This window comes from Corallococcus caeni (assembly GCF_036245865.1).
Lineage (GTDB): Bacteria > Myxococcota > Myxococcia > Myxococcales > Myxococcaceae > Corallococcus > Corallococcus caeni.
The window spans coordinates 398,051-411,729 of record NZ_BTTW01000005.1 but is presented as its reverse complement, the minus strand read 5'-3'; the positions used below and the strand labels follow the sequence as shown (position 1 = coordinate 411,729).

Here is a 13,679-nt window from a genome sequence, read left to right as displayed (position 1 = left end):
AAGTGTCGCAGCCTTGAAGGCCGTGCCTTGCGCGTTACGCGGCCAGCTCGGCCTGGTCCAGCCCGGCCTCGGCCATCAGGTTGGCCAGCTCCGCCTTCAGCTTGTCCTTGGCGCGGATCTCCAGCTGGCGGGCGCGCTCGCGGGAGAAGCCGAAGTGCTCGCCCAGCTCGCTCAGGGTCATCTCGGAGTCGCTCATCACGCGCTGCTCGATGATGAAGCGCTCGCGCGGATCCAGGCGCATCAGCGCGCGCTGCACCAGCGTGCGGGTGAGGCCCGCCTGCTGCCGGTCGGCGACCTCGTCCGCGTGGGAGGCGGCCTCCGACTCCACGAAGTCCAGGTGCGTGGCGTCGCCGTCCTCGCCCACCGGCGCGTCCAGGGACAGGTCCCGGCCGCCCATGCGCTGCTCCATCTCACGCACTTCCGCGGGCTTCACGTTCAGCTTCTTGGCGATCTCATCCGCGTTGACGATGTGGCCGCCCTCGCCGGCGCCCAGCTTCTCCAGCTCGCGGCGCGTGCGGGCCAGGCTGAAGAACAGCCGGCGCTGCGCCTGCGTGGTGCCCAGCTTCACCAGGCTCCAGTTGCGGAGCACGTAGTTCTGGATGTACGCGCGGATCCACCACACCGCGTAGGAGATGAGGCGGATGCCCTTCTCCGGGTCGAACTTCTGCACCGCCTTCATCAGGCCGATGTTCGCCTCCTGGATGAGGTCGGACATCTTCAGGCCGTAGGAGCGGTACTCGTAGGCGACCTTCACCACGAAGCGCAGGTTGCTCGTCACCAGCCGGTGACCCGCGGACAGGTCACCCGCGCGGAAGGCGCGCGACAGCGACTGCTCGTCCTGCGGGTTGAGCAGCGGGTACTGGTTGATCTCCGAGAGGTACGTGGAGAGCGAGTCAGCGGAAGAGAAGGAGTTGGAAGCCTGCATGGGGGTCTCTCGGGGAAGAGGGCGGGGTGTGTGACCGCCGTTTGCTGCGACGGGGAGACCTTTAGCAACGCACGGGCCAATGCCAGCCGCCGGGCAACTTCAATGATTCCGGTGACTTGCGCGAAAGAGCCTCAATGCTTAGGGCGGAACCCGGCAGTTTTTACAGCGGGGGGTTCCGACACTTCTTCCGGGTGCCCTGAAGGGAGGGTTGCCTGGCCTCCGACCCGGGCACAGGGCGGATCACATCCAGCAGGGATGTAGGCACGCCCCGGCCCCCACACCAGGGGACCGGGGCGGCGGGTGTGCGGAAACGGGCGGTCGCGTCAGGTCAGCGCCTTGCGCAGCCGCTTGGGGATGGCCTCCGCGTGCCAGCGCTGCACCTCGCGGGCGATCTGCTCGGAGCGCTCCGCGCGCTCGTCGCGGGCCTGGGGCAGCAGCTTGCGGGCGGCCTTGCGCTGGCCGGGCGGGGCCTCCGCGGCGGCGCGCTCGAAGAGCTCCAGGCGCACGTCCGCGTCGTGCAGTTCTCCCAGGCCGTCCTGCAGGGGCACCAGGACCTCCAGCAGCGCGCCCACAGTGCGGCGGAAGGCGGGCTGGAAGATCTCCAATTCGTAGCGCAGCTTCTTGAGGTCCTTGCGCAGGGCGTGCGCGGACGCGGCGTCGGGCGCGTCCGCGTAGCGCTCCAGGCGCTTCTCCACGCGGCGCAGGCGCTGGCGCAGGTGGCTTCGCACGCGCTTGCCGGCGAAGCGGTGGGCGTCCTCCAGCGAGTCCAGCTTCTTCAGCAGGCGCGGCACGGTGCGGTCCGTCCAGCGCTCCAGCTCCGCGCGCAGCTTCTTCTCCTTGGCCTTCAGTCCGGACAGGTGGGACTGGCGCAGGCCGGCCAGCGCCTTGTCCGCGTCCTTCTTCCCCTTCGCGGCGGTGTCCAGCCACTGGTCCTGGACGTGCAGGTCGCGCACGTCGCCCAGCGCGTCCTGGAGGCGCTTCACGTCTGTCTCCAGCCGGGTGAGCTTGCCGGTGGCCTGGAACACCTGGAGCGCGGCGCGCAGGCGGCGGGTGGCCACGCGCATGTCGTGCACGCCGTCCTCGTCCAGCGCTCCGTCCAGCTGGGCCTCGGGATGGCGCACGTCGGCGAGCCGGCCGGCGAGGATGCGGCGGGCGGCGTCGCCCAGCGCGGTGTCGGGGCCCAGGCCCCGGATGGGAGTGGGAGGGGGCATGGCGCGTCAGTCCTCCTTCAGGGCGTACTGCCGGACCATGCGCTCGGCGGCGTCCGGGCCATCCCAGCCGAGGATGCGCGCGTCCTTGTCCGCGAAGTGCACCACCGCGAGGAAGAAGTGCTCCAGCTCCTCGCGCTCGCGCTGGGACAGGTCCTGATAGGAGTTGAGGTGGTCCGAGCGGGTGGCGTTCACCGGCACGAGCAGCAGGCGGTCATTGCGCTCGCGCTCGCCGCTCTTCGAGTCCCGCTTCTTCTGGTCCACCTGGAGCACGCCCAGCGCGCGGCAGGGCAGCACCACGCCGGGCCAGGTGGGCACGTCCCAGTACACCAGCGCGTCCAGCGGGTCCCCGTCCGGGCCCTTCGTGCTGGGGATGAAGCCCCAGTCGAACGGGTAGCGGAAGCCGCGCGTGAGCGGCCGGGACAGCATGAAGGCCTGGAGCTTCGAGTCGTATTTGAGCTTCACCGTCGAACCGCGGGGCGATTCGACGACGACGTGCAACGCATCCTGTTCGCCGCGCAGCGGCAGGCGGGTGAAGTCGGTGGCCATGGACCCTCAGGCTGGGGTCGCCCTTCCGACTCCGGCAAGTGCCCCCGGACCGGGAGTTTCACTCGCCAACCCTGGCCCGCGCTTCCACCGGCTCCAGGCCTCTTCCGTGAAGGGAAGGGTCCCCTTCACCCGCTTCGTCATCGCGGAGGCGACGATGATGGCGATGAGCAGGTTGAAGAGGACGAGCAGGCCGATCCAGCGCGGATACCAGGAGAACTTCACCGGCTTGAAGACCACGCCCTCCCGCTCACCGGTGACGACACAGACCGGTGGCAGGTCGAACTCGTTCAGCTCCCCGGACGGGATGTTGATGGAATGCATCGCGGGGACTTGTAGTCCACCGCCTGCAATCCCTTCCACTCACTGCTCGCGTTGATGCAGGGGCAGCGCTGACTCATGGCGCGCCACCAGCTTCCGTGTCGCGCGGGCCGCGGCCAGACCCCCCAGCGTGTACCAGGCCACGGTGAGCAGGGACGTGGACGGACGGGCCTGGGAGGGTGCCCGGCCCAGCCCCAGCTTCGGGGGCAGCACCACCGCGCCCAGGCCGGCGAGCAGACCCAGCACCGCGCCGCGCAGATAGGGCCGCTTGGGACGTCCCAGCGCCACCAGCGAGAAGAAGAGGCCGTTGGACAGGAGGTCTCCCGCCAATGTCTGACGGTGCAGCCGGCGCCCCTTCGCGGGCTCGCCGCCGAAGAAGCGGATGCCCTTCTCCAGGGAGCGCATGCCCAGCACGTCCATGCGCGGCGGGTGCTTCAACACGCGCCGGGCGCTCTCGTGCACCAGCGTCAGCGCGGCGGCGCCGACGAGGCCGGGACCCAGGGCACGGAACACGATGCGGGGCGGAGCGAGAGGTTCGATCATGCCTTCCAAGCTAGGCACCGCGCGCCGGGGATTCCCGCTCGCGTGCGCCTGCCCGCCTGCCCCCCTGTCCGGCGACCCGTTGTGCCGCCGCGTCAGGAGCTGCAGCTCACCACGAGGTGCCGTCCCCACGTGGGCGGAGCTTCCGCGTAGGACTCCCGGCCGGGGTGTTCGTCGAAGGGCGCGGACACCAGCGCGAGCACGCGGTCCACCTCCGCGAAGTCGCCCTCCTGCGCGCGGGCGATGGCCTGCTGCGCCACCCAGTTGCGCAGGACGTACTTCGGGTTGACGCGGTCCAGGCGCGCGTGGCGCTCGCCGTCCACGCTGCCCTCGGACTCCAGCCGCGCCCGGTAGTGCGCGGCCCACGCGTCGAAGCCCTCCGGCGGCAGGAAGTGGTCGCGCAGGGCGTCGTTGCGCGCGCCCTCGCTGGAGTCGAACCGGTTCAGCGCGCGGAAGAAGCGCGTGTAGTCCACGTGCGAGCCGGCCATCAGCCCGAACAGGTCCTGCACCAGCTCGCGGTCCTCGTCGCGCGCTTGCGTCAGGCCCAGCTTCTCCCGCATGCGCGCGAGGAAGTGGCGGGCGAACGTGGGCTGGAAGAGGGCCAGCGTGGCGCGCGCTTCGTCCTCGGTGATGAGCGTGAGCAGCGCTTCGCCCAGGCAGGCCAGGTTCCACAGCGCGACGCGCGGCTGCTGGTCGAACGCGTAGCGGCCCTGCGGGTCGGAGTGGTTGCAGATGAAGCCGGGGTCGAAGTCGTCCAGGAACCCGTAGGGCCCGTAGTCCAGCGTGAGCCCCAGGACGGACATGTTGTCGGTGTTCATCACGCCGTGCGCGAAGCCCACCGCCTGCCACCGCGCGACGAGCTGCGCGGTGCGCTCCATCACCTCCGCGAAGAAGCGCGCGTGTCTGCCCTCCTGGCCCACGAGCTGGGGGAAGTGCCCGGCGATGACGTGGTCCGCGAGCGTGGCCACGTGGCCCGGCTGCTCGGTGTGGTGGAAGTACTCGAAGGTGCCGAAGCGCACGTGCGACGGGGCCAGGCGCACCAGCATGGCGCCGGTCTCCACGTCCTCGCGGTACACCGGCGTCTGGCTGCCCAGGATGCACAGCGCGCGGGTGGTGGGGATGCCCAGCGCGTGCAGGGCCTCGCCGGCCAGGTACTCGCGCACGGTGGAGCGCAGCACCGCTCTCCCGTCACCGCCGCGCGAGAAGGGCGTGGGCCCGCCGCCCTTCAGGTGCAGGTCCCACCTGTCGCCGTCCGGGGCGCGCACCTCGCCCAGGAGCAGCGCGCGGCCGTCTCCCAGGCGCGGCACGTACACGCCGAACTGGTGCCCCGCGTAGACCATGGCCAGCGGCTCCATGCCGGGCAGCGGCGTGGCCCCGCCGAACACGCGCGCGAACTCCGGGCGCGCGGCCTCTTCCGCGTCCAACCCCAGCAGCCTCAAGCCCGCCGGGTTCACGCTCACCACGCGCGCGTCCGGGAAGGGCGCGGGGGCCACCCGGGCGGCGAACCCGGGGGGCAGGCGGGCGTAGGTGTTGTCGAAGACGAGCTGTTCGAGCGAGGCCATGGTCCGGAGGAACAAGCGTCAGGGGATCTGCATGCCCCGCTGGACCGCGGGACGGCTGCCCACGCGGTGCAGGTACTGGGTGATGTTGTGCGTGTTGAGGAAGAGGTCCGGGAAGAAGTCCCGCGCGGTCTTCAGCCACGGGTACGTGGCGATGTCCGCGATGGAGTAGGTGGTGGCCAGGTAGTCCCGCGACGCCAGCTGCCGGTCCACCACGCCCAGGAGGCGCTTGGCCTCCGTCTGGAAGCGGTCAATGGCATACGGGACCTTGGTGGAGGCGAAGTGCCCGAAGTGGTTGAGCTGGCCGAGCATGGGCCCCAGGCCGCCCATCTGGAACATCAGCCACTGCGTCACCTCCGCCTTGCCGCGCGGGTCGGTGGGCATCAGCCGGCCCGTCTTCTCCGCCAGGTACAGCAGGATGGCGCCGGACTCGAAGAGGGACAGGGGGCCCCCCGGCGCGTCGTGGTCCACGATGGCCGGAATCTTGTTGTTGGGGTTGATGGCCAGGAACTCGGGCTTGAACTGCTCGCCCTTGGTGATGTCCACCGCGTGCGTCTTGTACGGGAGGCCCAGCTCCTCCAGGGCGATGGAGATCTTGCGGCCGTTGGGGGTCTTGAACGTGTACAGGTCGATCATGCCTTCACTCCCGTGAGCTGTTCGCTCACCTGCCAGAGCCGCTCCGCGAGCGCGTCATCCCGGGCGGCGGACGACGGCTTCGCCTTGCGGCATTTGATGAAGTACTCGCCGCTCACGCCCGCCACCTCCGGCGACGACGCCAGGTAGATGGACGTCCGCGCGCCCTTCTCCGGGGAGAGCATGAAGGGCGAGGCCAGCTTGATGAGGTGCTTGAAGAAGCCCTGGCTGTTGTGGCCGAAGCCCGTGGCCACCGCGCCGGGGTGCAGCGCGTTCGCCGTCACCTGCGTGCCGGCCAGCCGCTTCGTCAGCCCGCGAGAGAAGAGGATGTTGGAGAGCTTGGCGTTGCCGTAGACGCGGATGCCCTCGTAGCGGCGCCGCTCCGTCTGCGGATCATCCAGGAAGTCCGCGCGCGCTAGGCGGTGGCCTTCGGAGGACACGTTGATGATGCGCGCCGGTCCGCTCGCTACCAGCAGGTCGCGCAGGAGGTGCGTGAGGAGGAAGTGGGACAGGTGGTTCGTGGCGAACGTGGCCTCGTAGCCGTCCACCGTCACCTGGCGCCGGTCGATGATGAGGCCCGCGTTGTTGATGAGCACGTCCAGCCGCGAGTGGCGGGCCTTGAACGCCTGGGCCAGGTCGCGCACGGACTGGAGGGAGGACAGGTCCGCGAGCAGCGATTCGACCCGGGCACCGGGGGCGGCCTCGCGCACCGCGGCGACCGTGGCCGCCGTGCGGGCCTCATCCCGGCCGGACAGCACCAGCGTGGCGCCGCGCTTGGCCAGCGCCTTCGCCGTCTCCTGGCCAATGCCACCGGTGGCCCCGGTGATGAGGCACACCTTACCGTCGAGACGGTCTTCGGGAAGCTCTGACGCCATGGGACGCGTCCTCCTGGAACCCGGGGACGCGTTCTATACGCTCCACGCCTTCCCCGCGCAGGAGAACCTGCCCGGGGAGGGGGAGTTGTCCTGCATCAGGTGGTGACCTGGCTGATGTCCTCGGCGGGGCGGCCCCGGCGGTTGCCGCCCTTGGTGGGCAGGGTCATCCCCGCGCGCGCGTCGCCGTTGAGGTGGCTCTCCAGGAACCAGAGGTCCTCCTCCGTCTCTCCCAGGGTCTGGGTGAGGAGGTCCGCGGTGACGGGGTCGTTCGCGTCATCGGACTTGGTGATGCCGTCGCGGAGGCTGGCGGCGTAGCGGCCCACGCGCTCGACGAGCGCGCGGATGTGGGCCTCGCCGTCCACGGCCTGCAGGTCGTATTCGGGCAGCTGGCTGTTGTTGGTGGCCAGGCGGATGGTGCCCTGGGCGTAGCCGCCCAGCGCGCCCGCGCGCTCCGCGTAGGAGTCCGCGTGCTTGCGCGCATGCTTGGCCACTTCGTCGAAGAGCAGGTGCCGGCTGTAGAAGTGCGTGCCCCGGATGTTCCAGTGCGCCTGCTTCACCTGCCAGTGCAGGTCGATGGCGTTGGCGAGCAGCGTGTTGAGCATGTCGATGAGCTCTTCGCGCGCGTCCTGGGGAAGGTTCACGTGGCTGGTCGTGTACATGGTCCGGATCCCTCGTGGGTGGTTTGCGCGCGGCAGGCCGTCGGCATGACGTCTCGGCGCTCCCCACAGGGTGGGGATGCACGGGGCCCTTGGCCATGGCGCGGCGCGCGTCGCCTGGACGCACGGCTGGCTCGAAGGGCAGGCGGCCGGGCGTTTCCAGGCGCTCAGCCTGCGTCGGGGGCGGTCAGCCGGGCGGCGATCTCCGTGGCGGCACGCTCGCCCGACTCCACGGCGCCGTCCAGGTAGCCGCACCCCTCGATGGCCGTCTCGGTGCCCGCCCAGTGCACGCGGCCGAAGGGGGCCCGGAGCGCGTCGCCAATGGCGGTGAGGGTGCCGGGGCGGGGCAGGCCCACGTAGCAGCCGGTGCTGAACGCCTCCTGCTTCCAGTCCAGCGCCGCGATGGCCACGGGCGTGAGGGCCTGGGGGCCAAAGAAGCGCGCGAAGTCCGCCAGCGCGGCGCGGTGCAGGTCCACGGCGGGGCGGCCGGTCCACGCGCGGGCGGTGTCGCCCAGGAAGAAGCCCACGAGCGCGGGGTGGTGCCCGTGGGGGCCGCAGTCGTCGAAGCACAGCCGCACCGGGCCCACGTCGCTGACGGCCTCGCCGGACAGGCCCGCTTCGCGCCAGAAGGGCGTGGCGTAGGTGGCCACGACCTTGATGACGCTGCCCATGGGGAGGTCCGCGTGCGCGCGGCGCCGCCCCGAGGGGAGGTCCGCGCCGAAGTCGATGCGCTCCGCGAGCGCGGGCGGCGTGGCCACCACCGCGTAGCGCGCGCGCAAGGCCCGGCCGTCCTCCGTGGTGGCGGTGACGCCGCGAGCATCCTGGCGCAGGGCCTTCACGGGCGCGGAGAGGAGGACGCGCTCCGGGGGCAGTCCTTCCGCCAGCCGCCGTGAGAGGGATTGCGCGCCGTCCACGAAGCGCTCCGCCTGGGCGCCGCCTTCAACCTCGGTGAGCGGCATGAGGCCGCCGTTGGAGTGCACGTAGGAGAGGAAGTGCAGGAAGGACAGCTCGGAGGGCTCCGCCGCGAATACCGCGCGCGTGGCGATGTCCAGCGCGGCGCGAGCGCCCCAGGTGGGCACGTGGCGCTGCTTCCACTCCTCCACGGTGAGGGCGTCCCACTCGGCGGCCTTCGGCGCGGCGGCGGGTTGTTCCCTGGGGACGCGCTTCGCCAGGCCCTCCAGCTTCCAGACGATGCGCTGCAAGTCCAGCAGCGACAGGAGGGGCAGGGACGGGACCTTGCCTTGGTACGTGCGGCGCTCGCCGCGCACCTCCAGCACTTTGGTGCCCTGGTGGTGCTGGGGGAAGCGCTGGAGGCCCAGGCTGTCCGCGAGCCGGAGCACGTGGCGCTGCCTGGGGCCCACCCACTGGCCGCCCAGGTCCACGAGGCCCCCGCCCACTTCGCGCGTGAGGGTGCGGCCGCCCACGCGGTCGCGCGCCTCCAGCACGGCGACGGTGGCGCCGGTGCGAGCGATGTCCCGGGCCGCGGTGAGCCCCGCCACGCCCGCGCCGATGACGACCACGTCCACGCTTTCACCCATGGTGTGGCGGACTCTACGTCGGAGGCGGCGGGTGGCTAGGATGCGCGCCGGAAGTCAGACGGGAAGGGTGGAGGACCGGATGTTCGCGTTGGAGCTGGTGGAGAAGGTGCGGCGGGTGTCGCCGGGCGCGGCGAACGCGCTGACGACGTTGGCGGTGAAGAACATCGTCCCGCTGGCGGCGGCCATGGGCTACCGCGTGGACGAGGTGACGGACGCGCGCGTGAAGGCCACGGTGCCGCTGGACCGCAAGACGAAGAACCACGTGGGCAGCGTGTACCTGGGCGCCCAGGTGACGGTGATGGAATTGACGATGGGCGTGATGCTCTTCCGCCGCTTCCCGCCCAGCGAATACAAGATGCTGGTCAACCGCATGGAGGTCGCCTTCCACGCGAAGGCGAAGACGGCGGTGAGCGCGGTGTGCGAGCCCGGGGACGAACTGCTCCAGAAGCTCGCGTCGGAGCTGCGCGCGACGGGGGACAAGGCGGAGGCGTGGATCCCCGTGCGCCTCTTGGGCACCGACGGCCAGTGCGTCGCGGAGTCGCGCTTCCTGGCCGTGTTCAAGCGCGGGTAGCTACCGCGGCGGTTCTTCTTCCATGAGGAAGTCGCCAATGGTCTTCCACATCGCCTCGAACTGGGGGCGGCGGAAGCCGGAGCCGGAGATGAGCCAGTCCACGTGCGGGGGCTGGTGCGCCGGCTGGTCGAAGTGGCCAATGGCATCCAGGTGGTCCGCGCGCACCGCCGCCAGCACGCGGCCGTACACCTGCGAGCGCGTGGGCACGATGCCGTCGCACGCGGTGGGACCGGGCATGGCGCCGTAGGCCTGCACCAGCGCCGCCGTCTGCGCGGGCGTGTGCAGGGGCAGCTGCGTGAGCGGCATCCGCTGCGTCTGGCCGTACACGAACGCGTAGATGGTGTGCGTGAGCTGCGCGTACGGGTCCAGGCCCGCCGCCAGGCGCGTGCGCAGGGAAGGGGGCCGGGCCTGCGTCACCACGGAGCCGTAGCGCACGCCGGGCCGGTCATGCGCGCCGCCGTTGAACAGGTCGATGCCCTCCGGCGTGAGCTGGGGGATGAGCGACGTGTCGCGCCCCACGTCCCACAGGAACTTCGTCACCGCGTCGCGCCGCTCGCTGGAGAAGTCCCCCAGCAGCTGGTCGAAGAGCTGATCCAGCAGCGTCGCCTTCCACCCGAGCTGATCATCCGCCCGCGCCATCAGGTGCCCGAAGCGGAACACCACGCTCAAGGGCAGCCGGCCGAAGCGCAGCACGTACATGGTGAACAGCGACAGGAGCTTCAGGAGCTGCTGTCCGAAGAGGCCCAGGAAGAACGTGGCCAGCGGCGTGCCCGCGTGGGGCGCGGACACCGTCACCACCGTGCGCACTCGGCGCGCGAAGGGCTCCAGCTCCAGGGCCTCCGACACCTGCGCGCCGGGGGAGACGAACAGCCGGGCATCCAGGCCGCCGGTGGAGTGGCCCACCAGGTGGATGGGGCCGTCGTCCCCGGAGGCCGTCTCGCTCACGGCCTTGAGCAGGTCCGCGGTGCGCTGGCGGATGGACGCGGTGGGATGGGAGACGACCGTCACCACCTCCGCGTCGATTCCCCGGCGGGCGAGGTCCTGCTTCAGGAACTCGTACGCGTGGCCGAAGTAGAGGAGCTCGCCCAGGTTGGTGAACCCGAAGAACCCGGGGACGAGATAGACGTGGTGCTTCACGGACATGGGCCCACCAGCATAGCCCACGCTCCCGGGATGGGCTTGGAATACCCGGCGTCCCAAGCGGTTGACGCGCGCCCGGCCGCGTTGACAAAACCGGCTGCCTGTTTCCCCTCCTCACGAAGGAAGACTCCCCGTGTACCGCAGACTGCTCGCGCTTGGCCTGCTGTCGTCCCTCCCCGCCGCGGCGGAAGAGGGCATGTGGACCTACGACGCCTTTCCCGCCGCCCAGGTGAAGAAGGCCTACGGCTTCGAGCCCGACCAGGCCTGGCTGGACAAGGTGCGCCTGGGCTCCGTGCGGCTCGCCGGTGGCTGCTCCGCGAGCTTCGTGTCGCCGGACGGCCTGGTGATGACGAACCACCACTGCGTGCGCAGCTGCATCGAGGAGCTGACGACCGCGAAGGACGACCTGCTGGCGAAGGGCTTCCAGGCGAAGTCAGCGAAGGAGGAGCGGCGCTGTCCCAAGATTGAAGCCAACCAGCTGGTGGAGATGACGGACGTCACCGAGCGGATGAACACGGCGACGAAGGGCCTGTCCGGCGCGGCCTTCAACACCGCGCTCAAGAAGGAGATGGCCGCGGTGGAGGGGGCGTGCACCACCGGCGCGGACGTGCGCTGCGACGTGGTGACGCTCTACAACGGCGGCAAGTACCAGCTCTACAAGTACCGCCGCTTCCAGGACGTGCGGCTCGTCTTCGCGCCGGAGTTCTCCATGGCCGCCTTCGGCGGGGACGCGGACAACTTCAACTTCCCGCGCTACGGCTACGACGTGTCCTTCGTGCGCGTGTGGAAGGACGACGCGCCGGCGAAGAGCCCGGACTACCTGCCGTGGGCGAAGGAGGGCGCGAAGGAGGGGGACCTCGTCTTCGTCTCCGGCCACCCGGGCGGCACGGAGCGCAAGAGCACGGTGGCGGAGCTGGAGTTCCAGCGCGACGTGGCGCTGCCCCAGACGCTGCTCCAACTGGCGGAGATGCGCGGCGCGCTGCGCGAGTTCACCAGCGCCTCGCCGGAGCGCTACCGCGTGGCGCGCTCCAGCCTGCGCGGCGTGGAGAACGGGCTCAAGGCGCTGAAGGGCCGGCAGGAGACGCTGGCGGACCCCGCGGTCCTCGCGCGCAAGCGGCAGGAGGAGGCGGAGCTGAAGAAGCGCATCGACGCGAACCCCCAGGCCAGGGCGCTGACGCAGGGCATGTGGGAGGAGACGGCGCAGGCGCTGGACGCGTGGCGCCGGATGATGAACGACCACCGGATGAAGGGCGCGGGGGACGCGTTCCGCTCCGACCTGTTCTCCTACGCCCAGGCGCTGGTGCGCGCGGCGGAGGAACTGCCCAAGCCCAACGGGGAGCGGCTGCGCGAGTACACCGATGGGCAACTCCCGGCGCTGAAGCAGCGGCTGTTGCGTGAGGCGCCCATCCCGGCGGAGCTGGAGGCGCTGACGCTGACGTTCGGTTTCAACAAGCTGCGCGAGACGCTGGGCGCGGATGATCCGTTCGTGCGGCGGGTGCTGGAGAAGGAGGCCCCGGCGGACCTGGCGAAGGCGCTGGTGCGCGGCTCGAAGCTGGGCGACGTGAAGGTGCGCCAGGCGCTGCTGGACGGCGGCAAGGCGGCGGTGGACGCGTCGAAGGATCCGATGATCGTCCTGGCGCGCAAGGTGGACGCGGAGACGCGCGCGTCGCGCAAGCGCTACGAGGACACGGTGGAGGCGGTGCTCAAGCGCAACGGCGAGCGGCTGGCGAAGGCGTACCTGCTGGTGAACGGCACCGCGGGCGCTCCGGACGCGACCTTCACGCTGCGGCTCAACTACGGGCAGGTGAAGGGCTGGGACGACAACGGCAAGGCGGTGCCCGCGCTGACCACGTTCGGCGGCGCGTACGGGCGAGACACGGGCAAGGAGCCCTTCAAGCTGCCGGCGCCGTGGGTGAAGGCGAAGGGGAAGGTGCCGGACGCGACGCCGCTGGACATGGCGACGACCAACGACATCATCGGAGGCAACTCCGGTTCGCCGGTGGTGAACCGCGACGGGCAGGTGGTGGGGCTCATCTTCGACGGCAACCTGCCGTCGCTGGGCGGCCGCTACCTCTACGTGCCGGAGACGAACCGCGCGGTGGCGGTGCACGGCGACGGCATCCTCGCCGCGCTGGAGCACGTCTACGGCGCCACGCGCGTGGTCAACGAGCTGAAGGGCGCGCAGGCGGCGTCCGCGGCTCCGGCCCGCTGAGTCCCCGGGCCGGCACGTCCTGAACCTGTCCGACAGTCGGACAGGTTCAGGAGGGCTCATCGTCCCTGGGGTTTGCGTGCCCGGGCCGCCGCGGCCCTCCCGGCGTGGAGCGCCGAAGGAACGCGGCTCAGCAGCCCTTCCGCCTCCAGCGCGGCGCGCACGGACGGCATGTGTCCCCGGTGCGCCTTGAAGCGCTGGAGGAACAGGCGCACCCAGTGCAGCGGCGGCGTCAGCGTGCCCCAGATGTGGCAGTGCGAGCCCCACGCGTTGGGCTGAAGCGAGTCCAGGAAGGGGTTCACGTCGTGCACGCCGAGCAGCGCGCGGTGCGGCGGCGGCTCCGTGAGCTTCCGGTTCGCGGCGGCCTGACCGTTCAACGTCCGTGTCCACGTGTATCGCTCGCGCAGGAAGCGGTTGAAGGTGCGGTGGCCTTCGGGCTCCAGGAGGAGCGCGCGCAGCAGCTGCGCCTGTTCACCCCGGTCCAGCAGCGCGCCCTTGCGCTGTTGCTTCTGGCGCTGGCGCCACCTGTCCTGGAGGGGATCCCTGAATGCGTCCGTCCACACCAGGTGGCTCATCGCGTGCTCGCCGATGACGCCCCGGGGCAGCAGGCCCCGCACGTGGCCCCGGCGGTCCTCACGCGGCAGGTCGCGCGTGCGCGCGGTGGCCCAGCGGATGAACGGGTTCACCTTGTCGCCGCTGCGCCGCCAGTTCACCTGCTGGCGGATCTCCCTGCGCTCCCACGGCGCGAGGGGCGGCACGTCCTGCTCCGGGTCACCGCCCTGGACCCACGCCGCCAGCTCCTGGCGGGCCGCCTGCCGGGCCGCGCGGTGGATACTGGCCCGCGCCGCGCGCGAGGCCTCCCGGTTCTTCGACGGCAGCAGCGAACGCGCCATCTGCCGGACCTTCTCGTCTGAGTGGATCATGGCCCGCGGGCCCTCCGTGGCAGTGCGCGGACGGG

14 protein-coding genes are annotated in these 13,679 nt (G+C 71.0%); 2 read left to right on the top strand and 12 right to left on the bottom strand.

What is annotated here, in order from left to right:
* Nucleotides 1–34: 34 nt before the first annotated feature.
* The 10 genes from AABA78_RS22975 to AABA78_RS22930 form a co-directional block, all read right to left on the bottom strand.
* Complete coding sequence (locus AABA78_RS22975; RefSeq protein ID WP_171413924.1) at nucleotides 35–925, bottom strand: RNA polymerase factor sigma-32; 891 nt, start codon at nucleotides 923–925, stop codon at nucleotides 35–37.
* A 323-nt stretch (nucleotides 926–1,248) separates the two neighbouring features.
* Nucleotides 1,249–2,136, bottom strand: coding sequence for a CHAD domain-containing protein (locus tag AABA78_RS22970; RefSeq protein WP_338265759.1), 888 nt, complete (start codon nucleotides 2,134–2,136; stop codon nucleotides 1,249–1,251).
* Nucleotides 2,137–2,142: 6 nt separating this feature from the next.
* Nucleotides 2,143–2,682: an inorganic diphosphatase gene (locus AABA78_RS22965; protein WP_338265757.1), complete on the bottom strand. Its 540-nt coding sequence runs from the start codon at nucleotides 2,680–2,682 to the stop codon at nucleotides 2,143–2,145.
* 6 nt (nucleotides 2,683–2,688) lie between these two features.
* The gene (locus tag AABA78_RS22960; RefSeq protein WP_338265756.1) at nucleotides 2,689–3,003 is read right to left on the bottom strand and encodes a hypothetical protein; all 315 of its coding nucleotides are present in this window, start codon (nucleotides 3,001–3,003) and stop codon (nucleotides 2,689–2,691) included.
* A gap of 39 nt (nucleotides 3,004–3,042) precedes the next feature.
* Nucleotides 3,043–3,543, bottom strand: a complete 501-nt coding sequence (locus tag AABA78_RS22955; protein WP_338265754.1) for a hypothetical protein — start codon at nucleotides 3,541–3,543, stop codon at nucleotides 3,043–3,045.
* Between the two features lie 92 nt (nucleotides 3,544–3,635).
* A complete protein-coding gene (locus AABA78_RS22950) occupies nucleotides 3,636–5,102 on the bottom strand; it encodes a protein adenylyltransferase SelO (protein WP_338265753.1) in 1,467 nt (488 codons plus the stop codon).
* A gap of 18 nt (nucleotides 5,103–5,120) precedes the next feature.
* Entirely contained in the window at nucleotides 5,121–5,735 is a 615-nt protein-coding gene (locus AABA78_RS22945) for a glutathione S-transferase family protein (protein ID WP_338265751.1), read from the bottom strand.
* Complete coding sequence (locus tag AABA78_RS22940; protein WP_338265749.1) at nucleotides 5,732–6,607, bottom strand: SDR family oxidoreductase; 876 nt, start codon at nucleotides 6,605–6,607, stop codon at nucleotides 5,732–5,734. The genes AABA78_RS22945 and AABA78_RS22940 overlap by 4 nt, the downstream gene beginning before the upstream one ends.
* A gap of 95 nt (nucleotides 6,608–6,702) precedes the next feature.
* Nucleotides 6,703–7,266, bottom strand: coding sequence for a DNA starvation/stationary phase protection protein Dps (dps, locus tag AABA78_RS22935; RefSeq protein WP_338265747.1), 564 nt, complete (start codon nucleotides 7,264–7,266; stop codon nucleotides 6,703–6,705).
* 164 nt (nucleotides 7,267–7,430) lie between these two features.
* On the bottom strand, nucleotides 7,431–8,801 hold the full coding sequence (locus AABA78_RS22930; RefSeq protein WP_338265745.1) for a flavin monoamine oxidase family protein: 1,371 nt from the start codon (nucleotides 8,799–8,801) through the stop codon (nucleotides 7,431–7,433).
* 40 nt (nucleotides 8,802–8,841) lie between these two features.
* Between AABA78_RS22930 and AABA78_RS22925 the strand changes: the two genes are divergently transcribed.
* The gene (locus tag AABA78_RS22925) at nucleotides 8,842–9,372 is read left to right on the top strand and encodes a DUF4442 domain-containing protein (RefSeq protein WP_338265744.1); all 531 of its coding nucleotides are present in this window, start codon (nucleotides 8,842–8,844) and stop codon (nucleotides 9,370–9,372) included.
* On the opposite strand, the gene AABA78_RS22920 is transcribed toward AABA78_RS22925, so the two are convergent.
* Entirely contained in the window at nucleotides 9,373–10,515 is a 1,143-nt protein-coding gene (locus tag AABA78_RS22920; RefSeq protein WP_338265742.1) for an esterase/lipase family protein, read from the bottom strand.
* 130 nt (nucleotides 10,516–10,645) lie between these two features.
* Between AABA78_RS22920 and AABA78_RS22915 the strand changes: the two genes are divergently transcribed.
* A complete protein-coding gene (locus tag AABA78_RS22915; RefSeq protein ID WP_338265740.1) occupies nucleotides 10,646–12,724 on the top strand; it encodes a S46 family peptidase in 2,079 nt (692 codons plus the stop codon).
* Nucleotides 12,725–12,780: 56 nt separating this feature from the next.
* Here the strand turns inward: AABA78_RS22915 and AABA78_RS22910 are convergent, their stop codons facing one another.
* Nucleotides 12,781–13,644: a hypothetical protein gene (locus tag AABA78_RS22910; protein ID WP_338265738.1), complete on the bottom strand. Its 864-nt coding sequence runs from the start codon at nucleotides 13,642–13,644 to the stop codon at nucleotides 12,781–12,783.
* Nucleotides 13,645–13,679: the final 35 nt, after the last annotated feature.